Annotated in this window: 23 protein-coding genes; 12 read left to right on the top strand and 11 right to left on the bottom strand. The window is 68.0% G+C overall.

The window, feature by feature from the left end; genetic code table 11:
* The first annotated feature begins 92 nt into the window (after positions 1-92).
* Positions 93-824, top strand: coding sequence for a DUF2993 domain-containing protein (locus tag ACFQ9K_RS20125; protein ID WP_378719997.1), 732 nt, complete (start codon positions 93-95; stop codon positions 822-824).
* Positions 825-900: 76 nt separating this feature from the next.
* On the opposite strand, the gene deoC is transcribed toward ACFQ9K_RS20125, so the two are convergent.
* Positions 901-1,569 (bottom strand): deoxyribose-phosphate aldolase, encoded by a 669-nt coding sequence (deoC, locus tag ACFQ9K_RS20120; RefSeq protein WP_378719999.1) that lies wholly within the window; start codon positions 1,567-1,569, stop codon positions 901-903.
* Positions 1,570-1,728: 159 nt separating this feature from the next.
* Here deoC and ACFQ9K_RS20115 point away from each other — a divergent pair, with 159 nt between their 5' ends.
* Entirely contained in the window at positions 1,729-2,289 is a 561-nt protein-coding gene (locus ACFQ9K_RS20115) for a GNAT family N-acetyltransferase (protein ID WP_378720001.1), read from the top strand.
* Between the two features lie 70 nt (positions 2,290-2,359).
* Positions 2,360-3,250: a formyltetrahydrofolate deformylase gene (gene purU / locus ACFQ9K_RS20110; RefSeq protein ID WP_378720003.1), complete on the top strand. Its 891-nt coding sequence runs from the start codon at positions 2,360-2,362 to the stop codon at positions 3,248-3,250.
* 11 nt (positions 3,251-3,261) lie between these two features.
* Here the strand turns inward: purU and ACFQ9K_RS20105 are convergent, their stop codons facing one another.
* The 6 genes from ACFQ9K_RS20105 to ACFQ9K_RS20080 all read right to left on the bottom strand — a co-directional run bounded on the left by ACFQ9K_RS20105 (position 3,262) and on the right by ACFQ9K_RS20080 (position 8,013).
* Positions 3,262-3,651 carry a hypothetical protein gene (locus ACFQ9K_RS20105; protein WP_378720005.1) on the bottom strand — a complete coding sequence of 130 codons (390 nt, stop codon included), beginning with the start codon at positions 3,649-3,651 and terminating at the stop codon, positions 3,262-3,264.
* A 143-nt stretch (positions 3,652-3,794) separates the two neighbouring features.
* Positions 3,795-4,832 carry an alpha/beta fold hydrolase gene (locus tag ACFQ9K_RS20100; RefSeq protein ID WP_378720007.1) on the bottom strand — a complete coding sequence of 346 codons (1,038 nt, stop codon included), beginning with the start codon at positions 4,830-4,832 and terminating at the stop codon, positions 3,795-3,797.
* A gap of 149 nt (positions 4,833-4,981) precedes the next feature.
* Entirely contained in the window at positions 4,982-5,287 is a 306-nt protein-coding gene (locus ACFQ9K_RS20095) for a DUF2516 family protein (RefSeq protein WP_378720064.1), read from the bottom strand.
* A 115-nt stretch (positions 5,288-5,402) separates the two neighbouring features.
* Entirely contained in the window at positions 5,403-6,071 is a 669-nt protein-coding gene (locus tag ACFQ9K_RS20090) for a heparin-binding hemagglutinin (protein ID WP_378720009.1), read from the bottom strand.
* Positions 6,068-6,571, bottom strand: coding sequence for a helix-turn-helix domain-containing protein (locus ACFQ9K_RS20085; RefSeq protein ID WP_223884760.1), 504 nt, complete (start codon positions 6,569-6,571; stop codon positions 6,068-6,070). Before ACFQ9K_RS20085 ends, ACFQ9K_RS20090 begins: the two co-directional genes overlap by 4 nt.
* A gap of 104 nt (positions 6,572-6,675) precedes the next feature.
* Positions 6,676-8,013, bottom strand: coding sequence for a DUF445 domain-containing protein (locus ACFQ9K_RS20080; RefSeq protein WP_378720010.1), 1,338 nt, complete (start codon positions 8,011-8,013; stop codon positions 6,676-6,678).
* Between the two features lie 202 nt (positions 8,014-8,215).
* Between ACFQ9K_RS20080 and ACFQ9K_RS20075 the strand changes: the two genes are divergently transcribed.
* The 5 genes from ACFQ9K_RS20075 (at position 8,216) to ACFQ9K_RS20055 (ending at position 13,616) form a co-directional block, all read left to right on the top strand.
* Complete coding sequence (locus tag ACFQ9K_RS20075) at positions 8,216-8,899, top strand: TetR/AcrR family transcriptional regulator (protein WP_378720012.1); 684 nt, start codon at positions 8,216-8,218, stop codon at positions 8,897-8,899.
* 155 nt (positions 8,900-9,054) lie between these two features.
* A complete protein-coding gene (locus ACFQ9K_RS20070) occupies positions 9,055-10,491 on the top strand; it encodes an ABC1 kinase family protein (RefSeq protein WP_378720014.1) in 1,437 nt (478 codons plus the stop codon).
* A gap of 18 nt (positions 10,492-10,509) precedes the next feature.
* Positions 10,510-11,760: a saccharopine dehydrogenase family protein gene (locus tag ACFQ9K_RS20065; RefSeq protein WP_378720016.1), complete on the top strand. Its 1,251-nt coding sequence runs from the start codon at positions 10,510-10,512 to the stop codon at positions 11,758-11,760.
* Positions 11,761-11,783: 23 nt separating this feature from the next.
* A complete protein-coding gene (locus tag ACFQ9K_RS20060) occupies positions 11,784-12,416 on the top strand; it encodes a class I SAM-dependent methyltransferase (protein WP_378720018.1) in 633 nt (210 codons plus the stop codon).
* Positions 12,417-12,503: 87 nt separating this feature from the next.
* Positions 12,504-13,616: a serine hydrolase domain-containing protein gene (locus tag ACFQ9K_RS20055; protein WP_378720020.1), complete on the top strand. Its 1,113-nt coding sequence runs from the start codon at positions 12,504-12,506 to the stop codon at positions 13,614-13,616.
* A gap of 6 nt (positions 13,617-13,622) precedes the next feature.
* Here the strand turns inward: ACFQ9K_RS20055 and ACFQ9K_RS20050 are convergent, their stop codons facing one another.
* From ACFQ9K_RS20050 to ACFQ9K_RS20035, 4 genes are all read right to left on the bottom strand, one after another.
* Entirely contained in the window at positions 13,623-14,189 is a 567-nt protein-coding gene (locus ACFQ9K_RS20050) for a hypothetical protein (protein WP_378720022.1), read from the bottom strand.
* 152 nt (positions 14,190-14,341) lie between these two features.
* Positions 14,342-15,595, bottom strand: coding sequence for a serine hydrolase (locus ACFQ9K_RS20045; RefSeq protein ID WP_378720023.1), 1,254 nt, complete (start codon positions 15,593-15,595; stop codon positions 14,342-14,344).
* A 108-nt stretch (positions 15,596-15,703) separates the two neighbouring features.
* Positions 15,704-15,910 carry a hypothetical protein gene (locus ACFQ9K_RS20040; RefSeq protein ID WP_378720024.1) on the bottom strand — a complete coding sequence of 69 codons (207 nt, stop codon included), beginning with the start codon at positions 15,908-15,910 and terminating at the stop codon, positions 15,704-15,706.
* An 86-nt stretch (positions 15,911-15,996) separates the two neighbouring features.
* Positions 15,997-16,740, bottom strand: coding sequence for a GntR family transcriptional regulator (locus ACFQ9K_RS20035; RefSeq protein ID WP_378720026.1), 744 nt, complete (start codon positions 16,738-16,740; stop codon positions 15,997-15,999).
* Positions 16,741-16,893: 153 nt separating this feature from the next.
* Between ACFQ9K_RS20035 and ACFQ9K_RS20030 the strand changes: the two genes are divergently transcribed.
* From ACFQ9K_RS20030 to ACFQ9K_RS20015, 4 genes are read left to right on the top strand one after another with little or no spacing between them, the layout of a single operon-like run.
* Positions 16,894-17,286, top strand: a complete 393-nt coding sequence (locus ACFQ9K_RS20030) for a hypothetical protein (RefSeq protein WP_378720028.1) — start codon at positions 16,894-16,896, stop codon at positions 17,284-17,286.
* Positions 17,287-17,313: 27 nt separating this feature from the next.
* Positions 17,314-17,952, top strand: coding sequence for a hypothetical protein (locus tag ACFQ9K_RS20025; protein ID WP_378720030.1), 639 nt, complete (start codon positions 17,314-17,316; stop codon positions 17,950-17,952).
* On the top strand, positions 17,949-18,677 hold the full coding sequence (locus tag ACFQ9K_RS20020; RefSeq protein WP_378720032.1) for an ESX secretion-associated protein EspG: 729 nt from the start codon (positions 17,949-17,951) through the stop codon (positions 18,675-18,677). Before ACFQ9K_RS20025 ends, ACFQ9K_RS20020 begins: the two co-directional genes overlap by 4 nt.
* Positions 18,678-18,707: 30 nt before the next feature.
* A complete protein-coding gene (locus ACFQ9K_RS20015) occupies positions 18,708-19,556 on the top strand; it encodes a polyphosphate kinase 2 family protein (protein ID WP_378720033.1) in 849 nt (282 codons plus the stop codon).
* Positions 19,557-19,596 lie beyond the last annotated feature (40 nt).

Genomic DNA, 19,596 nt, shown 5'->3' with positions numbered 1-19,596 from the left:
AGGCTACGCTCGATTCTTGTGTCAGACGTCACATTCGAACCCCACAATGGGCCCTCAGAGACGGCACAGAAACGTGGGGAAGAATCAGCCGCATGAGCACCCAGCCTCCGTCCACCAGGACGACCAACCGGCGGACCCTGCTGATCGCCCTGATCGTGGTAGCGATATTGCTCGTCACGGCCCTGGTCGGCGGCGAGGCGTACGCCAGACACACCGTGTCTCGCTGCATCAGTACGCAATTCGAGAAGGAGATGGGTTCGAAGATCGACGTGAGCTTCGGCGCCAAGCCGATGCTGATCACCTGGTTCGACGGCAAGGTGCCGACGGTGAAGGTGGACAGCGACGACACCAAGTTCGGCCCCGCGGTCGGCATGGTGGTGCACGCCGAGTTCCACGACGTCGAGGTCACCGACAACGGGCGCGGCGGCGGCGTGATCGGCAGTTCCTCGGCCGACGTCACCTGGAACAACGACGGCATCCGGCAGACGCTCGGCGGTCTGGTCAGCGGCGTGAAGTCGTCCGCGAGCTCGAACCTGCTGAACCTGGACGTGCTCGGCGGCCTGGCGCAGCTGCAGGTGAAGCCGGTGATCAAGGGCGGGGTGATCGAGGTGGAGACCATGTCGGCGCAGTTGCTCGGTATGGGCCTGCCCACCGACCTGGTGCAGGGCATCGTCGAGGTGTTCACCAAGAGCCTGCAGAGCTACCCGTACAACATGCGGCCGACCGAGGTGAAGGTCACCGACGACGGCATCGCGGTCGAGCTCGCGGGCACGCGCTCCGAACTGCCCGCCGCCGATCAGAACGCGGGCGCGACCTGCTCGTAGCACGAAAACCACTGAACCTCGGCCGATTTCGTGCACTGCCGCGCGAAATCAGCCGGGGTTCGGGCCTTTTCGACGATCAGGCGGGAAACCCGTCGAGTACCTCGCGCGACTTCGACAGCCCGAGTCGCGTCGCCCCCGCCGCGATCAGCTGCGCCGCGGCCTCGGCGGTACGGATGCCGCCGCTCGCCTTGACCCCCAGCCGCCCGCCGACGGTCGCGGCCATCAGCTCGACCGCGTGCACGCTGGCACCGCCCGCCGGGTGGAAACCCGTGGAGGTCTTCACGAAATTCGCGCCTGCGCGCTCGGCGACCCGGCAGACCTCGACGATCGCCTCGTCCGGCAGCGCCGCCGCCTCGATGATCACCTTGAGCACGGCGCGATCGCCCATCGCCTCGCGCACCGTGAGGATATCGGCGAGCACCGCGTTGTAGTCCCCCGCGAGCGCCGCGCCGACGTCGATGACCATGTCCACCTCGGCCGCGCCCTGGTCCACCGCCAGCCGGGCCTCGGCGCCCTTGACGAGCGAATGATGTTTGCCGGACGGGAATCCGGCGACGGTCGCCACCACCAGTCCCGGCGCCTGTACCGGCAGCATCGACGGCGAGACGCAGACGGCCAGCACCCCTAGTTCGCGGGCTTCGTAGATCAGCGCGGCGACGTCGTCGGGGGTCGCCCCCGGCGCCAGCAGTGTGTGATCGATCATGGCGGCCACTTCGGCCCTGGTCGGTGACGCGGAACTTGCCATGAGCTGAGAGTCTGGCACACCTATGGCGAATTCCGTTGCGCGCCTGGCGACCCTTCCCGCACACTCGTACCTGGTGCCGGATCGCCGGTAGTGACGAAGCGGTCGACTGATTAACGTGTGCCGGATGGACCCCTACTTGGTTCGGGAGGAGACGACACCGTGTTGATCCGTCGCGAACGCGCCGACGACATCGCCGGAATCGCGGCGGTGCATCGCAGCGCGTTCGGTCCGCACCACCCCGACGACGACCTGACCGAACTCACCGGTGAACCGCAGGCCGACGACGGCGCCGATCCGCCGGAGGTCGATCTGGTGGCCCGGTTGCGCAGCGACCCCGGCTGGATCCCGACCCTGTCGATGGTCGCGGTGGAGTATCGGACGGTGATCGGCCACGTGTGCCTGACCAGGGCGAGCATCGGCCCGTTCCCGGTGCTGGCGCTCGGCCCGATCGGCGTGCTCGCCGAACATCAGGGCACCGGTGTCGGCTCGGCGCTCATGCACGCCGTCCTCGGCGCCGCCGACGCACTCGACGAACCGCTGGTCGGTCTGGTCGGCCACCTCGACTACTACCCCCGGTTCGGCTTCGTCCCGGCCGCCCGCCTCGGCATCACCCCGGACGATCCGTCCTGGGTGACGCACTTCCAGGTCCGCTCGCTCAGCGCCTACGACCCGCGCATCACCGGCGAATTCCGCTACCCCGAACCGTTTTACGAACTCTGACCCGTCGCCCCGTCCTCCCGGACCGCGGGTGGAGCTCGGCCATCCGGCGTGACCTGGAAGGATGGCGTGCATGAGTGCCGCTCTACCCGCCGTGGACGACCGCCGTTTCGTGCTGACCCTCGGCTGCCCCGACCGGCCGGGCATCATCGCCCGGATCACCTCGTTCATCGCCGAGTTCGGCGGCTCGATCGTGGAGGCGGGTTACCACTCCGACGCCGACAGCGGCTGGTTCTTCACCCGGCAGGCGATCAAGGCCTCGACCGTGCCATTCGGGCTCGCCGAACTGCGCGACCGATTCGCCGGCGTGGCGGGCGAGCTGGGACCGGAGACGGAATGGCAGCTGCTCGATTCCGGCGCCCGCCGCCGGGCCGTGCTGCTGGTCAGCAAGGACGGGCACTGCCTGCACGACCTGCTCGGCCGCGCGGCCAGCGGCGAGCTGCCCGCGACCATCGAGGCGGTGATCGGCAATCATCCCGATCTGGCCGAGATGACCGAGGCGCACGGGGTGAAGTTCCATCACGTCCCGTTCCCGAAGGACCCGGCCGAGCGCGGGCCCGCCTTCGCCGAGGTCCGTTCGCTGGTCGACGCGCACAATCCGGACGCCGTGGTGCTGGCCCGCTTCATGCAGGTGCTGCCGCCGGAACTGTGCGCGCACTGGACCGGCCGGGCGATCAACATCCACCACAGCTTCCTGCCGTCGTTCGTCGGCGCCCGCCCGTACCACCAGGCGTTCGCCCGCGGCGTGAAGCTGATCGGCGCCACCTGCCACTACGTCACGGCGGAACTGGACGCGGGACCCATCATCGAGCAGGACGTGAGCCGCATCGACCACGCCGACGACGTGCGCGACATGGTCCGCCAAGGCCGCGACATCGAACGCGTCGTCCTGGCCCGCGGCCTCCGCTGGCACCTCGAAGGCCGGGTACTCGTCCACGGCCGCCGCACAGTCGTCTTCACCTGAGTCGAGTCGAGTCAAAAGGTCGCCAAATGATCTTCAACAACAACCTTTTGACTCACCTCGATACGAAAACAACCTTTTGACTCGCCTCGATGCAGCTCGTTTCCCAAGCCTCTTTGAACCGGACCACAACCCGATGACCACGCTGGAACCCGCGCGCTGCCCATACCAACTGCGTAAGCAGGTCGGGGACCCCACCTGACGTGCTCAGCACTATCGATCATCTCTGGGAGCAGGCGCACCTGACTCACCGGGCGCACACCCGGCATATCCCAACGTGACCTAACGAGGGAAAGCTGAAGACCTACCCAGGTTTTCACTCGAGTAGTGCTGAGCGCGTCGCCGGCCGTACCCGGCTTCAGGCGCATGTCGGGATGCGCGGCGTCGAGTTCCGGCGTGGTCATCTGGCTGTGGTTACGTCACAAAATCTCCGGGGAAACTGACCTGCGGTCCGAAGCTGAAGACCTGTCCCAGGTTTCTGGAGTAGTTGCTGAGCACGTCGCCTGCCATACCCGACCCGCAGGGGGCTTGCCACCTGAGCCGAGCGTCAGCCCGCGATCTCGGTGCGCAGCCGCACCGATTCGAGCACGTGGCCCAGCTCCTCGTTGAACTGCTCGAACGCCTCGGTGTTGCCCAGGTGCCCGGTCGGGAGCGTGGTGAAGCGCGCGAGACTGCCGGTTTCCCTGAGCATCTGGACGATCCGCTCAGAATGCACCACGGGGGTCATGTCGTCGAACTCGCCGGCGATCACCGTGGTCGGCACCACCAGATTGCGCGCGGCCTCGCCCACGTTCATGTCGGCGAGCAGCCTGCCGAACCTGGCCCGCACCATCGCGGGACACGAGCGCACGATGGCCATGCTGTAGTCGAGCAGGTCACCCTTGGCCTTGGTGGTCATGATCGAGCGCGCGAACAGCCAGCGCACGGGCGCGATGGGCGGGAAGACCAGCGGCGCGCCGAGGCCGAAGCGGCCGAACAGGAACGGCAGCGGGACCTTGAGTTCCAGCAGTCGCATCGGCCGGTTCAGCAGCGGGATCACGGTGGTCTCGAGGACCAGCCGATCGGGCGCGGTGTTGGTCAGCAGGACCGCGAGCGCCTGCTTGGCGACGTGGTCGGGATAGCGTCCGGCCCATGCCTGCAGGGTCATGCCGCCGAGGCTGTGGCCGACCAGGACGGCCCGGGTGCCGGGGCGCAGCGCCGCGTCGAGCACCGCGGCCAGGTCGTCGGCGAGCAGATCCATGCTCAGCGGGCTGTCGCCCCGCTCGCTCTCGCCGTGGCCGCGCTGGTCGTAGGCGACCACGCGATACTCGCCGGCGAAGGCGTTGATCTGCGCGTTCCAGTATTCGATGCAGCAGCTCCAGCCGTGCACCAGCACGATCACCGGCCGGTCGGCGGGCCCGTAGGCGTGCACGCGCAGCCGGGTGCCGTCCTTGGTGATCACCGGGATCACCTCGGGCGCGATGGCGGGCGGGTTGAACGCGGTGGTCGCGTAGGTACGCGAGCGCAGGTTCGCGCGGTGGGCGTCGAGCTTCCCGCGAAGCTGTTCCGGGAAGTTCACCAACGCAGTGGGCAGCAGGGCACGCATCGGACACTCCTTTGTGTTACTGCTAGATACAGTAACTCCGATGCGCGCTGCTAGCTAGTGCTAGCACTCGAAAAGTTATCGAGTATTCGACGTCCGAACCCGGGGACCGGAGGAAACCGCCCGCCGACCTGCGCCGGGGCGTGTCGCCCCTACCAGCGCGGACCCCGCTGGATCTCGTCCACCTTCGGCCGCACGTCGGCCAGATAGATGCCGGTGGCGATGATGGCGATGAACGAGAGCAACCCGAGCCCGGCAGGCGAGAGCAGCAAGAGCAGCACCGCGACCCCGAGGATGGCCAGCCAGATCTGCTTGGTCAGCTTGTCCACCGCGGTGAACGCGTCCGGGCGCTGCCGCACGGCATGGATCAGCGCGAAGATCGTCGCGCCGAGCGCGGCCAGCCACAGCACGAGCAGGATCATCCCGGTCAATCCGTGCACCATATTCACCTGTCCCATCATACGAGCAACGCCCCCGCACACCAGGGTGTGCGGGGGCGTTGTCCGGTAGAACTCCGATACCGGTGCGGCCCTTGGGAAATCGGGCAGCGGGCCGGTCGGTGAACCGGGTGGATCAAGCCTTCTTCGGCGCGGCCTTCTTGGCCGGAGCCTTCTTGGCCGGGGCCTTCTTGGCCGGAGCCGGCGCGACATCCTCGACCGGCGCGCCGTTGGCCTCGGGGGCCGGGGTGGTCTCGGTGGTCACCGTGACCACCTCGGCGTCGACGACCGGCGCGGCCGGCGCTTCCTCGACCTTGGCCGGGCGGCCGAGCAGGCCGTTGACCCGGCCGAGCACGTCTTCGGCGCGGGTCGCGGCGTCCTTGTACAGGCCCTCGACGCGCTCGATCTGCTCCTCGACCAGGTGGTTGGCGCGCAGCCGCTCCACCGTCTCCTCGCCGCGCACGGCGAGATCGGCGTAGATGTCGAGCACCTGGTGGTAGTACTTGTCGGCCAGCGAGCGCAGTTCCTCGGGGGTGAACTTCTCGCGCAGCTCGGCGAGGTCCTCCGGCAGTTCCGAGGGCAGTCCGGCCAGCCGCTCGCGCAGCGTCTCGAACTGGGCCTGCACGTCGGCGGGCACGTTGGCGAAGCGCTCACGGGCCTCTTCGACCCGGGCGGAGACGTCGGTCGACGCGGCGCGCTCACGCACCTGGGTGACGACATCGGTCACGGCGGCGTAGATGGCATCGCCGGCGCCGACGGTCGCGAGCAGCGGCTTGGTCACGGTCGGGTTGGTCTTCTCGGTCATGGTATTTCGTTCTCCTGGCGTGGCGGAGTTTCGGTTGTGGTGCGCGGAACGACGCTGTCCCCATCCCCCCCTGGCTCGTTCCCTCCGTTTTCCCGGCGAAACGATTCATAGATTTCGAGCAGTACCTGCTTCTGCCGTTCGCTGACAGACGTATCGGCAAGCAGGGCATCCCGGACCGGGCTGTGTGGCCGCTGTTCGAGATAACCGGCTCGGACGTACAACACCTCCGACGACACCCGCAGTGCCTTGGCGATCTGCGCGAGTACCTCGGCGGACGGATTGCGCAATCCGCGCTCGATCTGGCTGAGGTACGGATTGCTCACTCCCGCAAGGGTGGCGAGCTGACGCAGCGAGACTTGCGCGGCCTCTCGCTGTGCCCTGATGAAGCCTCCGATGTCGTGCGCCGCGTCTAACACGCGGGCCGCTTTTTCTCCGACGCCGGTCGATTGCTCGGCCGAACTATCGGTGTACTCGGCGGAAACCTCGGGCTGGTCTGCCATCACTCACCTTCTGGCGGTTGTACGAGTTCAATTCTAGGGCAGGGTGCTAACTATTGCAAGCAGTCTGCTAGCACCCTCTCGGCAAACATTCGGCGCGCTACCGCTCAGCCGCCGAACATCAGTTGCGAAATTGTGTAAATCACCAGGCCCGCAAGCGAACCGACGACCGTTCCGTTGATGCGGATGAATTGCAGGTCACGCCCGACCTGCAATTCGATCTTCTTGCTTGCCTCGTCCGCATCCCACCTGGCAACCGTATCGGTGACCAGCGTGCTGATCTCCCCGGCATAGTTCCCGACCAGATACCTTGCCCCCCGGTCGATCCAGCCGTCCACCTTCGCGCGCATATCCGCGTCGTCGCGCAACCGCTCGCCGAGTTGCTGCACGTTCTCGCCGACCTTACGCCGCAACGTGCTGTTCGGATCGTCGGCCGATTCCAAGATCAATCGCTTGGCCGCGCGCCAGGTCGCCGAGGCCATGCCGGTGATTTCGTCGCGGCCCATGATCTGCGCCTTGATCCGCTCCGCCTTCTTGATCATGGCGTCGTCGTGTTGCAGATCGTCGGCGAATTCCTCGAGAAAACGATTCGCGGCCAGCCGCACCTCGTGCTCCGGGTTCGACCTGACCTTCCAGGTGAACTCGACGAGTTCGCGGTAGATCCGTTCGGAAAGCAAAATGTTGACGAATTTCGGCGCCCATTGTGGTGCGTCGCGCAAGACGATCCGGTCGATCGTCTCCTGCGAGCCGAGCGCCCACTGATGCGCGCGCTCGGCGAGCAGGTCCAGCAGCACCAGCTGCCGGTTGTCGGCGAGCAACTCCGAGAGCACCCGCCCGATCGGCGGCCCCCAGAGCGGTTCGGCGATCCGTTTAACGATCGTCTGGTCGATGATCTGCTCGACGTCCTCGTCGCGCAGCACGTCCACCGCCGCACGCAGCAGGGTCGAACTCTCCTCGGCCACCCGCGCGGCGTGACCCGGATCGGCCATCCACCTGCCGACCCGCCAGGAGATCTGCGCCGAGGTCACCTTCGCCGAAACCACCTCGGGGGAAAGGAAGTTGGTGCCGACGAAGGTACCGAGACTCTCGCCGAGCTGGTCCTTCTTCTTCCGGATGATCGCCGTGTGCGGAATCGGCAGGCCGAGCGGATGCCGGAACAGCGCGGTGACGGCGAACCAGTCGGCCAGCGCGCCGACCATGCCCGCCTCCGACGCCGCGCGCACATAGTCCACCCAGCCACCACCGCTGCCGCGCGATTCCAGCCAGCGACAGAACAGATAGATCGCCGTTGCGACCGCGAGTAGCCCGGTAGCCAGCGCCTTCATCCGCCAGAGGTCGCGGCGCTTGCTGTCCTCGTCGAGCACGGCGGCGAAGCCGAGGGGCGCGGCGGGCGCGGGGGCCGGGGGCGTTTCCAGGACCGCGATGTTGCCGGGAGCTTTCTCCATGCCTCCATTCTGCTGTGCCGGAGCGGCTGCCCGCCTGAGGCGCGGAAGATGTGCAACCCGTCGCATCCGTGGCCAAACGCGCATATCACCAGCGACAGGGACCTAAGCTGGTGGTCCGAGGAGAAACCGACCAACTAAGGAGCCCACGCTGTCCACCGATGACCTTGTCGACGTCGGCGAGATCGCCGACCGACCGGCGGCGGTGCGCACCGGCCGAACGGATGGCCGCAAACGCCGTTGGCGCCAGCACAAGATCGACCGCCGCGAGGAACTCGTCGACGGCACGCTCGCCGCGGTCCGGGCGCGCGGCTCCAATGCCGGGATGGATGAGATCGCCGCCGAGATCGGCGTCTCCAAAACCGTCCTGTACCGGTACTTCTCCGATAAGAACGACCTGGTCCACGCGACCATGCAGCGGTTCATCGAGACCACCCTGATGCCCAAGGTCTACGGCGCGATCAGCCTGGACGCGGACGAGTACCAGCTGGTCCGTTCGGCGCTGGCCGAGTACGTCGGCACGGTCGACGAGGACCCCGAGGTCTATCGCTTCATCATGGGCAACGGCTCGGCCGACCAGTCCTCGCTGGCCGAATTCGAGAAGCTGTTCGCCGAGGTGGTGGCCGCGGTCATCATCGACCGCGCGACCGAGAAGGGCATCCAGACCGACGGCGCCATGCTGTGGTCCTACGTCCTGGTCGGCGGAATCCAGTTGGCCACGCACTGGTGGACCACGAACAAGACCATGTCCCGCGAAGCGGTGATCGACTACCTGACCATGATGGCCTGGAGCGCGATCGACGGCATGGCGCGTGCTAACGGCTCCGCCGAGGTGTTCAACGCGCAGCCGCACGTGCTGCCCGCACCCGGCGCGAACTCGGCTAACTGATCAAACGCCCGACTCCCCGGGTGCTAGCTGGGGTGCTAGCAAAAGTGTGACGAGGGGCTCGACTTTGCCGCGCGGTTGGCTACTCTGAACCCGAGCGGTGTGCCCGAGTGGGCTGCGTCACCGCCCCGCGCACTGGCACCAATGGAGGTACCTCGATGGCGAAGCAAGTACCGACCTCCCGGCTTGCTCGTGGCACCAAACTCGGTGCCGTCGCAGCCAGCTCGGTCATCCGGACGCAACGCGCACGGCTGTCGATGCGGGGACGATCCGACGCGGTGCGCGCGAAGATGGCCGAGGAGTCCATGATTCGCACCACCGAGCAGGTGGTCATGGTGCTCGGCACCATGAAGGGCGTGGCCATGAAGCTCGGGCAGATGATGTCCGTGCTGGACATGGACCTGGTGCCGGAGGCGCACCGGGAGCGGTTCCAGAAGCGGCTCGCGGTGTTGCGCAATGCCGCGCCGTCGGTGTCGTTCGAGTCGATGCGCCAGGTGATCGAGGACGATTTCGGCCAGCCGCTCGGCGCGATCTTCGCCGAGTTCGAGGCCGAGCCGATCGCCGCCGCCTCGATCGGGCAGGTCTACCGGGGCACGCTGCACGACGGCAGGCGGGTCGCGGTCAAGGTGCAGTACCCGGGCATCGACGCCGCGGTGCGCGCGGATCTGAAGAACCTGGCCATGTTTCGCCGGGTGCTGCAATCGGCCATGCCCTGGGTGACCCCGGCGGTGCTGGACGAACTGCGGCTCAACATGGAAAGCGAACTCGACTACCAGGCCGAGGCCAACACCCAGCTCCAGATCGCCGAGCTCTACGCCGGGCATCCGTTCATCGTGGTGCCGCGGTCGATGCCCGAGCTCAGCACCACCCGGGTGCTGGTCAGTGAGTACGTGCCGGGCAAGGGTTTCGAGGAGATCCGCCAGCTGCCCGACGCCGAGCGCGACCGGCTCGGCGAGATCATCTACCGCTTCTACGTCGGTTCGCTGTTCACCTTCAACGAGTTCTGCGGCGACCCGCATCCGGGCAATGTGCTGCTCGCCGACGACGGCAAGGTCGCCTTCCTCGACTTCGGGCTGTTCAACCGGATGGACCCGGAGCACGTGCAGTTCGAGCTGACCTGCCTGCGCGCGGCCGCCGAGGACCGCGCGGAAGACCTGCGCGAGTTGATGATCCAGCGCGGCGTGATCGACTCGCCGGACGAGATCGGCGCCGAGGAGTGTCTCGAGTACGTGCTCGCCGCGTCCGAGTGGTGTCTGATCGACGAGGACCTGACCATCACCCCGGAGCTGGCCAGCGGCGCGTTCCTGCTCGCGGTCGACCCGAGGGCCAGCGAGTTCACCGGCATGAAGCAGCAGAACCTGCCGCCGGAGCATCTGTTCTCCCGCCGCGCCGACTTCCTCACCTTCGGCATGCTCGGTCAGCTCGGCTGCACCGCGAACTGGCATCAGATCTCCAGGGAATGGCTCTACGGCGAGCCGCCCGTCACCGAGCTCGGCAAGGTCCACCACGCGTGGCTGGCCGAGCATCCGCCCGTCGCGCCGAAGAAGCCGCGCGTGCGGGCCAAGAAGGCGTCCAAACCGAGCACCGACGCGTAACCGCAGAAACGGAAGACCATGGCAGACAATCGCGAGTTCGACCTAGTCCTTTTCGGTGCCACCGGTTTCGTCGGCAAGCTGACCGCCGAGTACCTGCTCACCGCCGCACCGGAGTCCGCGCGCATCGCGCTGGCCGGGCGTTCGCTGGACAAGCTCACCAAGGTCCGCACCGAGCTCGGCCCGGCCGCCGCCGACTGGGGACTCGTGGTGGCCGACTCCACCGACGAGGCCGCGCTCGCGTCGCTCGCCGCGCGGACCAGGGTCGTGGTCACCACGGTGGGTCCGTACCTGCGCTACGGCCTGCCGCTGGTCGCCGCCTGCGCTAAGGCGGGCACGCACTACGCCGACCTCACCGGCGAGCCGCTGTTCATCCGGGACGCGATCGACCGGTACCACGAGCAGGCGGTCGCGACCGGCGCGAAGATCGTGAATTCGGCGGGCTACGACTCGATTCCGTCGGATCTGAGCGTGTACCAGCTGTACCAGCGCTCGCTGGCGGACAACACCGGCGAGCTGGAGGAGACCACGCTGGTCGCGTCGCTGAAGGGCGGCGTCAGCGGCGGCACCATCGATTCCGGCCGGGCGATGATGGAGGCGATCGCCGCCGATCCGAGCAAGGGATCGGTGCTGTCGCACCCGTATTCGCTGAGCCCGGACCGGTCGATGGACCCGGACGTCGGGCGCCAGTCCGATCAGGCGTTGTCCCGGGCCAGCGCCATCGACCCGAGCCTGGACGGCTGGGTGAGCACGTTCGTCATGGCCGCGCACAACACCAAGATCGTGCGCCGGACCAACGGCCTGCTCGGCTGGGTGTACGGCAAGAACTTCCGCTACCGCGAGGTGATGAGCGCGGGTAAGTCGCCGGCCGCGCCGCTGGTGGCCGCGGGCATGGCGGGCGGCATCGTCGCGGGCCTGGCGGCGGGAGCGCTGCTGTCGCGGGTGTCGGCCGGGCGCAAGCTGCTCGACCGGGTGCTGCCCAAGCCGGGCACCGGCCCGAGCGAAAAGGCCCGCGACAGTGGGTGGTTCGCGATGAAGACGTTCACCCGGACCTCCTCGGGCGCCAAGTACGTAGCGACCTTCTCCGGCAAGGGCGATCCCGGCTACAAGGCGACCGCGGTGCTGCTCGGGGAGAGCGGGCTGTCGCTGGCCTTCGACACCGACAAGCAGCCCGAGCTGGCCGGCATCCTCACCCCCGCGGCGGCAATGGGTGACGCGCTCACCGAGCGCCTGCGGGCGGCGGGGATGACGATCGAAGTCGCGCGAGTCTGAAAGATGTTGCGAGGAGCACCCCGATGAATCTGGCGCGACGCACGATGAACCATCCGGCGCTGGCCGCGGTGTACGAGCGGGCCTGGCGGCCCGCGCTGTTCTACCTGGCCAGCGGGCGCACGACGGAGTCGGACCGGCGCGACGCGATCAGCACGCTGCGCCTGGGCGGGGCACAGAAGGTGCTCGATATCGCCTGCGGGCCGGGCAATTTCACCCGCCATCTGAGCACCGCGCTGACCGGGGACGGGTTCGCCGTCGGCCTGGACTACTCGGAACCGATGCTCGCCCGTGCGGTCGCGGACAACGCGGGTCCGCGCGTCGGGTATCTGCGCGGCGACGCGCGCGTGCTGCCGTTCGCGGACGGGACCTTCGACGCGGTGTGCTGCTTCGGCGCGCTCTATCTGATCCCCGATCCGATCGGCGCGACCCGCGAGATGCTGCGCGTGCTCGCGCCCGGCGGGCGGATCGCCATCACCACCAGCTACCGGGCGGACAATCCGTTCGGCGATCTCAGCCGGGTCGTCGGCGGGTGGAGCGGGCTGCGGGTCTTCGACACCAGGACCTTCCCCGATCTGTTCGCCGCGGCGGGCCTGGTCGACATCGAGCAGGATGTGCACCGGCTGCTGCAATACGTCAGCGCGACCCGCCCCGAATAACCGGAATCGGAAACGATCTTCCTCCGGCCGGGGATAACCCTGGTGGCCCAGTCAGACGACGATGGAGACCCGGTGCGGCGATTCCTGATGAGTTCGGTTCTCGTTGTCGCAGCGACGTTTTCGATCACGCCCGGTTCCGCGGTCGGCGAACCGGGCACCCCCACGGCGCAGTTGCAGACCTATCTCGATCAGTTGGTGCAGCGCGTCGGCGTGCCCGGCGCGCAGCTGGTGGTCGTCGGGGACGGCCTGAACCGCCAACTCGACAGCGGTATCGGAGATCTCGGCACCGGCGCGGCGTTTCCGGACAACGCCCAGGTCCGGATCGCCAGCAACACCAAGACCTTCGTGGCGACGGTCGTCCTGCAGCTGGCCGCGGAACAGCGGATCAGCCTGGACGCTCCGGTGGAGCAGTACCTTCCCGGCATGGTCAACGGTCCGGGCGGCGACGGTAACCGGATCACCGTGCGAGATCTGTTGCAGCACAGCAGCGGAATACCCGACTACCTGACCTACCTGAACCTGACCTCGGTCGCCGACCTGCAAAGGCCGCGCCCGGCCACGGAATTGATCCGGCTCGGTCTCGATCAGCCCGCCGGTTTCGCCCCTGGCACCGGTACCGGCTACTCCAACACGGACTTCCTGCTGGCCGGAGAGTTGATCCAGCGGGTCACGGGTCAGCCGGTCGGTGTGGAGGTCACCCGCCGGATCATCATCCCGCTCGGCCTGCGCGACACCTATTGGCCCCTGTTCCCGCTGGAGCACATCATCCGCCTGCCGCATCCGCGCGGCTACCACCAATTCGACGGCGCCCTGGTCGATATCACCGACATCGATCCGGGCTGGGGCCTGTCCGACGGCGCCATGGTGTCGACCGGCACCGACCTCAATCGCTTCTTCATGGCCCTGCTCTCCGGCGATCTGCTGCCCCCGGCCCAACTGGCCGACATGCAACACGTCGTCCCGTCCGGCGACCCCTTGCGCACCGATGATTTCGGCCTCGGCCTCTTCCATCGAACCAACGCCTGCGGCCTCGAGGTCTGGAGCCACGGCGGCGCCATGAACGGCTTCGTCGTCATCAACGCCGCCACCCCCGCCAGGGCGGTGACCATCACCCTCAACCAACTGCCCGACCCGCTCACCACGGTCGTGCATCAGGGCGACATGACCGCCGTCGCCGACGCGGCCCTCTGCCTCGGTTGAGCTGAATCAGCGGCCGGCGCTGCCGGTGGCGGGGCGGGCCCGGCGGAGCTCGCAGGCGGCGTGGTCGGCGTCGGGGCGGTCGTCGCCGGAGCGGGCGCAGCCCTGGGCGGTGTAGCCCTGGCGGTCATAGCCTTGGCGGTCGTAGCCCCACTTGTCGTATCCGGCCCGGTCGTAACCGAATCGGTCGTAGCCCCAATCGTCGTAGCCGTCGTGGTTGTAGGGGTCGTCCGGCTCGGTCGGCCGCGGGAACACGGTCGTTTCCGGCGGGGTGATGATCGGCGGGGTGGTGGTCACCGGCGGCGTGGTGACCGGAGGTGTGGTCGTCACCGGCGGAGCTGTCGTCACCGGTGGGGCGGTGGTGACCGGGGGGACCGTGGTCACCGGCGGGACGGTCACGGGCGGGGCGGTGGTGACCGGCGCGGCGGTGGGGGTATCGGTGGGTGCGGCGGAGGTATCGGGGAAGGCGAAGGCGGGCACGATGAGCGCCGCGGGAGCGAGCACCAATGCCCCCGCCGCGGCGGAGAGCAGGATTGCCTTCCGCGCTCTGTGTCTACGGGTGTTCGACTGCGACATGTTCGATCTCCATCTCGACCGGAGCGCGGATACCACGCTCCGGTCCGCGTATCGGCATACTGTCCGAATCCGATACACGGCAGCGCTTTTGCGTACATATTGTTCGCGCGTGCCCCTCGTTTACGGGGCAGGAGATTTCCGGCGCCGACCATTCACAGCCAGGACGGCTTGCTGTTGCCGGCGTGGCGATCGACGGTCGCGGAGATCTGCGCGACGAGCCGCGTCGGCCGCTGCGTATCGGTGGTCGCCTTGCCACTGGTGAGGATGGCGCCGGACAGGCCGCGGGCCGGGTCGGCCCAGCCGTACTGCGTGGTCAATCCGCTGCGGCCGAAGTGCGACCGGGTATCGCGGCCGAACTTCGATCGGCGCCCGCCCAATTCGAAGCCGGCTCGGCTGACCCGCCCGGCCACGCCGGGCAGCCACGGCGCGGGTCGTATCGCCGCACGCAGCGTGTCCGGTCGCATGATTCGCACGCCGTCCAGTTCCCCACCGTGGGTGAGGATCTCGTAGAAGCGGGACAGTTCGGCCGCGGTGGTGACGAGGTTGCCCGACGGGAGTTCGGCGGTGAGAAAGCTCCGGGTCGCGGCGTCGGAGACCGCGCCGCCCATCCCGCCGCCGAGCGCCTTGCGCGCCAGGTATTTCGAGATGCGCGACGGTCCCGGTCCGGTCTTCACCCCGGCCACGACGCGGTCGACGTCCTGAGGCCGGACGCCGAAGTTGGTCCAGCGGAAGCCCAGTGGCGTGAGCACCTGTTCGGCGAGGTGTTCCCGCATGCGTTTTCCGGTCGCCCGTTGCACCAGCAGGCGTTGGATCAGCCCGCTGGTCATCGCGTGATAAATGCGGAACCGGCCCGGCGGCCAACTCGGCACCAGGTCGGCGAGACCGCGCACGGCCAATTCCTCGTCCACGACCAATTCGAACCCTTTATACGGCGGCGTCACGAATGGCACGCCCGCGGAATGGTTCAGCACGTGACCGATGGTGATCCGTTCCTTGCCGTTGGCCGCGAATTCCGGAATGTAGCGGCACACCGGATCGTCGTACCCGAACGCGCCCTGCTCGATCAGCATGCACATCAGCGCCGCGGAAACTCCTTTCGCCGTGGAGAATCCACAGAATGGGGTCTCCGGCGTGGCCGGCACTTTCGTCGCGTCCGCGCCGTCGCCCGGCGCATTGCCCCAGCCGTGTCCGATGGCCCGGTTCACTACGATCCTCCGGTTACGCCGCACACACACCTGGATCGCCGGGGTCGTCCCGAGCCGATACCAGTCCCGCACCGATTCCCACAGCGCGTCGACCGCACCCGCCGTCAACCCGGCCGCCGCCGGATCGTCCTCGGCGCCGATCGTGGTCACCGAGTCCAGGTCTTCGGCCACCGTCACCAACGTGTCCGGGAGTGTGCTCATTTGCCCAGCATATCGACGGGTAGCTGAGATCCCGGTGAGAGAAATGCCTTCTCGCCGCGCATTTCGGCGGACAGCGAGAAGGCGCTCGACGAACCGGATTCTCCCGAGTCAGTCCGGATCGTCGTCCTCGGGCGGCGGGTCGGCACTGAGTTCGACCATGCGCTGTAATATCTGTGGAGCCAGGGCGAGTTCGAATTCGCTTCCGCCACTGTCGAAGACGTAGGTCAGGTGGTCGTCCATTTGCATGGGCGTGCGCCGGACCCCGCAGTGCTCGTCGACGATCACCCAGCTACCGACGGTCAATTGATCGAACATCGCACCTCCCACCCGTTGGCCTATGCCACTTCCGATATCCGTGACTATGCCATCCGTCACACCGGGGTGTCAATCAGAAAAAGGGCCTATGACCTGCTGGAATATTCCTTTTGGAACATCCATTTCGCCGGCGGGTTGACCATCTCGTCGAGCTGGATCACGGTGCCGTCGGCGGCGTGCAGCGTCAGCTGGTACACCAGCACGGCGGCCGGCCGGGCCAACCCGAGGTGCCGTCGCTCGTCGGCCGTGGCGAGCCGCGCGGCGACCCGGTCGCGAAGGTAGGAAATCCGAAGGGCGGTAACGGATTCGAGATAGCGCAGCGTGCCGCCGGCCAGCCGCTCGGCGCGCAGCAGCCGCGGCGCGAGCTCGGCGAGTTCGCTGCCGAACCAGGATGTGGCCAGCTCGCCGGACCGAGTTCCGCTGCCGGTCAACCGTTTCCGCATGAGCACCGCGCTTCCCCCCGGCACCCCGAGCGCCTCCGCGACATGACCCGGTGCGGCGACGATCGCGGCCTCGAGCACGGTCTCGGTCGCCCCCTCCGCATAGGCCGAGCCGTAGTGCGGCGCGCGCTCCCGCACCACCGGACCGTCGGCCACGTAGGTGCCGGAACCCCGGCGTGACTCCACAATTCCCTGCTGCCGCAACGTATTCAGCGCCTTCGCCGCGGTCGGGCGGGCCACTTTCCATTGTGCGGCGAGCTCACGTTCGGACGGAACCTCGGCGCCGGGCGCGAGTTCACCGCGCTCGATTCGATCGCGCAGATACCCCGAAATCCGCAGATACTTCGGCAGTACTTCGTCGAATTCGGGCACCGGTCGCCCTTTCTGCACACACCCGCCTCAGGCCACTGTGAAGTCTAACAATCGTGCCTCACATCACAGCGGGACCGCACGGCCAAGCGGGTCCCGGCGAGCGTTACCGCCCGGTAGAGTGCCCGTTCAAGTACGGCGCTACGGAGTGGACCAACAGAGGGGGTTTCCCAGATGGCGGTACCGGACACCGGGCAGGGAACGGCAAGACAACTCTACGCGGCGGCCACCGGGGCAGGCACCGGTCAGCCGTTCGAGCTCGCGCCCGACGTCGCCGAAAACCTCGCTGCCGCTTGCGACAAGCTGGTCGAGGACCTACATCACGCCATGTTCGACGGACACCTCGTCACCGACGTGACCGGCTTCCCGAATCTGCCGAGCGGGCACGGACTTACCCGCGGCTTCGGCGACAAGGGCAGGCAATACCTGGACACCCTCGCCGCCTTTCAGGAGACCGCGCTGCTGTTCAAGGCCGCGTATCTGGCGGCGGGCAAGATGTTCGCCGATGCCGAGGCGGCGAACAAGGCGGCCATCGATCTGGTCGCCGAGCACCTAGAGGCCCGATGACCCCGCACCGGGCCGGTTGAGGCAGCCATGGCAGATTCCGCCGCCCGCGCCGCCGCCGAGAGCATCCGCCAGGAACTGGCCGGATTACCCACCGGCGCAACCGATCCCGCCTACGCACCGGACCGCGAACGCTTCGGTTCCTACAGCCACCAGGAGATCTGGGACCTCGTGCGCGAGGCGCTCGACCCGGCCGCGCTCGGCCAGGCCTCGGCCGCGTGGCAGGCGAACGCGGACGCGCTCGCCGAGGCGTTCCAGGCCTTCTCCGACGCCACCAACCGGGAGTTCGCCCGCTGGTCGGGCCGCGCCGCCGACGCCGCCGCGCGGGCCACCAGGGAGTTCATCCTGGCCGGCACCGCGGCACACGACGTATGCCGCGCCGTCGCGCGCCTGATGGAGCTGAATTGCGATGCCGCGCAGACCATTCGGGGCGCGATCCCGGCACCGCTGCCGTATCGGCCGCTGGCCGACCCGGCCGCCGAGGCGGTCTACGGCGGCCAGCGGCGGATGGCGCACGACAGCGCCGCCGCCGACGTCGAGGCCGACGTCCGGGACACGATGACCTACGTCTACGCGCCGACCATGCCCGCCTCGGGCAATCATGTGCCCCGCTTCATCCCACCTCCCGACGGACCACGGCCGGCGGGCGACGGGGGCGCCGCGCGGTGAAATGGGTGCTCACCCCGGACGAGTTCTCGCACGTCTGGGAAAACGAAACCAGCCTGGACCGCAGGCCGTACCCGGTCAACATGGTGCCCGCGGCCACCGTGCGCACCGAATCCGAGTACGCCGCACTGCGATTGCCGCAACGCTTCGCCCGGCAGGCCGACCCGGATCTGGCCGCGGCGCTCATGCTGTGCGGGCGCACCGACGCGACCACCATCACCGTCTCCGGCGAGCGCGGCACACCCCCACGCAACGGCAGCGACGCGGACACCGAGCGCATCCTCGCCTTCGCCGCGGTGGTGCACAATCACGCGGGCATCCTGGTCGCCACCCCGGACAAGGTGACCGTGCTGATGTGCCACGCCCGCCAGGTGGGCGAGCGCCTGGTGCAGATCATCGGCTCGGCGCAGCCGGGCAAGCTCGGCACCATGCGCGAACCACAGGACGCGGTGCTCGGCCCGGACCGGGACGAGCAGTTCCTCACCAACGGGCATCGCGCCGCCGCCCGGTTCCGCCAGACCCTGCGCAAACCGGTCGACGGACGCGGTTTCCTCACCGTCACCGTGGAACCGGACAACCCGATGTCGCCGCCCACCCGGCACCGCACCTGGCTCGACTTCACCGGCGACGGGCGCTACCTGCTGACCACGTCGCAGGACCTCATCCTCACCCCGGTCTCCGACGAGGACTTCGCGGCCCAGCTGATCGGTCTCGCGCACATCCGCTGAGCCGGGCCCCCGCTGTGGTAGTTGTGGGAGATGGCGAAGAAGCAGTGGTCCGTTCCGGCCACCGAGGCCCTGAAAGCCGATGGTTTGCGGATCGCTGACCTGGACACCGACGGCACGCCCGGGTTCAAGGGCGACAAGGCGGCAGGCCAGGAACTGCAAGCCGAGCGCACCGAGGTGCTCTCGGCGTTGCAGGAACGGCTCTACGCCAACGGCCGGTCCGGTGATTCGCGCAGCGTGCTGCTGGTGTTGCAGGGCATGGACACCGCAGGCAAGGGCGGCATCGTCCGGCACGTGATCGGCTCGGTCGACCCGCAGGGCGTCGACCACCACGCGTTCGGCGTGCCGACCGAGGAGGAGAAGCGCCACCACTACCTGTGGCGCATCCGCAAGGCGCTGCCGCGCGGCGGGCAGCTCGGCGTGTTTGACCGCTCGCACTACGAGGACGTGCTGGTGGTCCGCGTGCACAACCTGGTGCCGAAACAGGAGTGGGAACCGCGCTACGACGAGATCAACGCGTTCGAGCGGGAACTCGTGGACGAGGGCACCACGCTGGTGAAGGTGGCCATGTTCGTCTCGCTCGACGAGCAGAAGAAACGCCTGATGGAGCGCCTCGAACGGCCGGACAAGTACTGGAAGTTCAATCCGTCCGATATCGACGAGCGCGGCTACTGGCCCGCCTACCAGGAGGCCTATCAGGCCATGCTGGATCGGACGAACACCGAGTACGCCCCGTGGCACGTGATCCCGGCCGACCGGAAGTGGTTCTCCCGCTTGGCGATCACCGAACTGCTTATCGACGCGCTCGAACGCCTCGACCTGGAGTGGCCCCCGGCGAAATTCGACGTCGAGGAGCAGAAGCGCCGGCTCGCCGAAGCCTGACCGCGAGGGTGGTGGCGGCACGGCGCCCGCCACCGCGCAC

Source organism: Nocardia sp. NPDC056564, from assembly GCF_042793755.1.
In the GTDB taxonomy this organism is placed as follows: domain Bacteria; phylum Actinomycetota; class Actinomycetes; order Mycobacteriales; family Mycobacteriaceae; genus Nocardia.
The sequence above is the reverse complement of the archived record's forward strand: the minus strand, read 5'-3'. Positions and strand labels throughout refer to the sequence as shown.

Excerpts from the sequence above, each read along its gene's own strand:
- ACFQ9K_RS20100 (WP_378720007.1), bottom strand. The coding sequence starts at position 4,832 with ATGCGTGCCCTGCTGCCCACTGCGTTGGTGAACTTCCCGGAACAGCTT.
- deoC (WP_378719999.1), bottom strand. The coding sequence starts at position 1,569 with ATGGCAAGTTCCGCGTCACCGACCAGGGCCGAAGTGGCCGCCATGATC.
- ACFQ9K_RS20065 (WP_378720016.1), top strand. The coding sequence starts at position 10,510 with ATGGCAGACAATCGCGAGTTCGACCTAGTCCTTTTCGGTGCCACCGGT.
- purU (WP_378720003.1), top strand. The coding sequence starts at position 2,360 with ATGAGTGCCGCTCTACCCGCCGTGGACGACCGCCGTTTCGTGCTGACC.
- ACFQ9K_RS20045 (WP_378720023.1), bottom strand. The coding sequence starts at position 15,595 with ATGAGCACACTCCCGGACACGTTGGTGACGGTGGCCGAAGACCTGGAC.
- ACFQ9K_RS20050 (WP_378720022.1), bottom strand. The coding sequence starts at position 14,189 with ATGTCGCAGTCGAACACCCGTAGACACAGAGCGCGGAAGGCAATCCTG.
- ACFQ9K_RS20015 (WP_378720033.1), top strand. The coding sequence starts at position 18,708 with ATGGCGAAGAAGCAGTGGTCCGTTCCGGCCACCGAGGCCCTGAAAGCC.
- ACFQ9K_RS20025 (WP_378720030.1), top strand. The coding sequence starts at position 17,314 with ATGGCAGATTCCGCCGCCCGCGCCGCCGCCGAGAGCATCCGCCAGGAA.
- ACFQ9K_RS20080 (WP_378720010.1), bottom strand. The coding sequence starts at position 8,013 with ATGGAGAAAGCTCCCGGCAACATCGCGGTCCTGGAAACGCCCCCGGCC.
- ACFQ9K_RS20085 (WP_223884760.1), bottom strand. The coding sequence starts at position 6,571 with ATGGCAGACCAGCCCGAGGTTTCCGCCGAGTACACCGATAGTTCGGCC.
- ACFQ9K_RS20055 (WP_378720020.1), top strand. The coding sequence starts at position 12,504 with ATGAGTTCGGTTCTCGTTGTCGCAGCGACGTTTTCGATCACGCCCGGT.
- ACFQ9K_RS20070 (WP_378720014.1), top strand. The coding sequence starts at position 9,055 with ATGGCGAAGCAAGTACCGACCTCCCGGCTTGCTCGTGGCACCAAACTC.
- ACFQ9K_RS20105 (WP_378720005.1), bottom strand. The coding sequence starts at position 3,651 with ATGACCACGCCGGAACTCGACGCCGCGCATCCCGACATGCGCCTGAAG.
- ACFQ9K_RS20060 (WP_378720018.1), top strand. The coding sequence starts at position 11,784 with ATGAATCTGGCGCGACGCACGATGAACCATCCGGCGCTGGCCGCGGTG.
- ACFQ9K_RS20030 (WP_378720028.1), top strand. The coding sequence starts at position 16,894 with ATGGCGGTACCGGACACCGGGCAGGGAACGGCAAGACAACTCTACGCG.
- ACFQ9K_RS20125 (WP_378719997.1), top strand. The coding sequence starts at position 93 with ATGAGCACCCAGCCTCCGTCCACCAGGACGACCAACCGGCGGACCCTG.
- ACFQ9K_RS20090 (WP_378720009.1), bottom strand. The coding sequence starts at position 6,071 with ATGACCGAGAAGACCAACCCGACCGTGACCAAGCCGCTGCTCGCGACC.
- ACFQ9K_RS20040 (WP_378720024.1), bottom strand. The coding sequence starts at position 15,910 with ATGTTCGATCAATTGACCGTCGGTAGCTGGGTGATCGTCGACGAGCAC.
- ACFQ9K_RS20095 (WP_378720064.1), bottom strand. The coding sequence starts at position 5,287 with ATGGGACAGGTGAATATGGTGCACGGATTGACCGGGATGATCCTGCTC.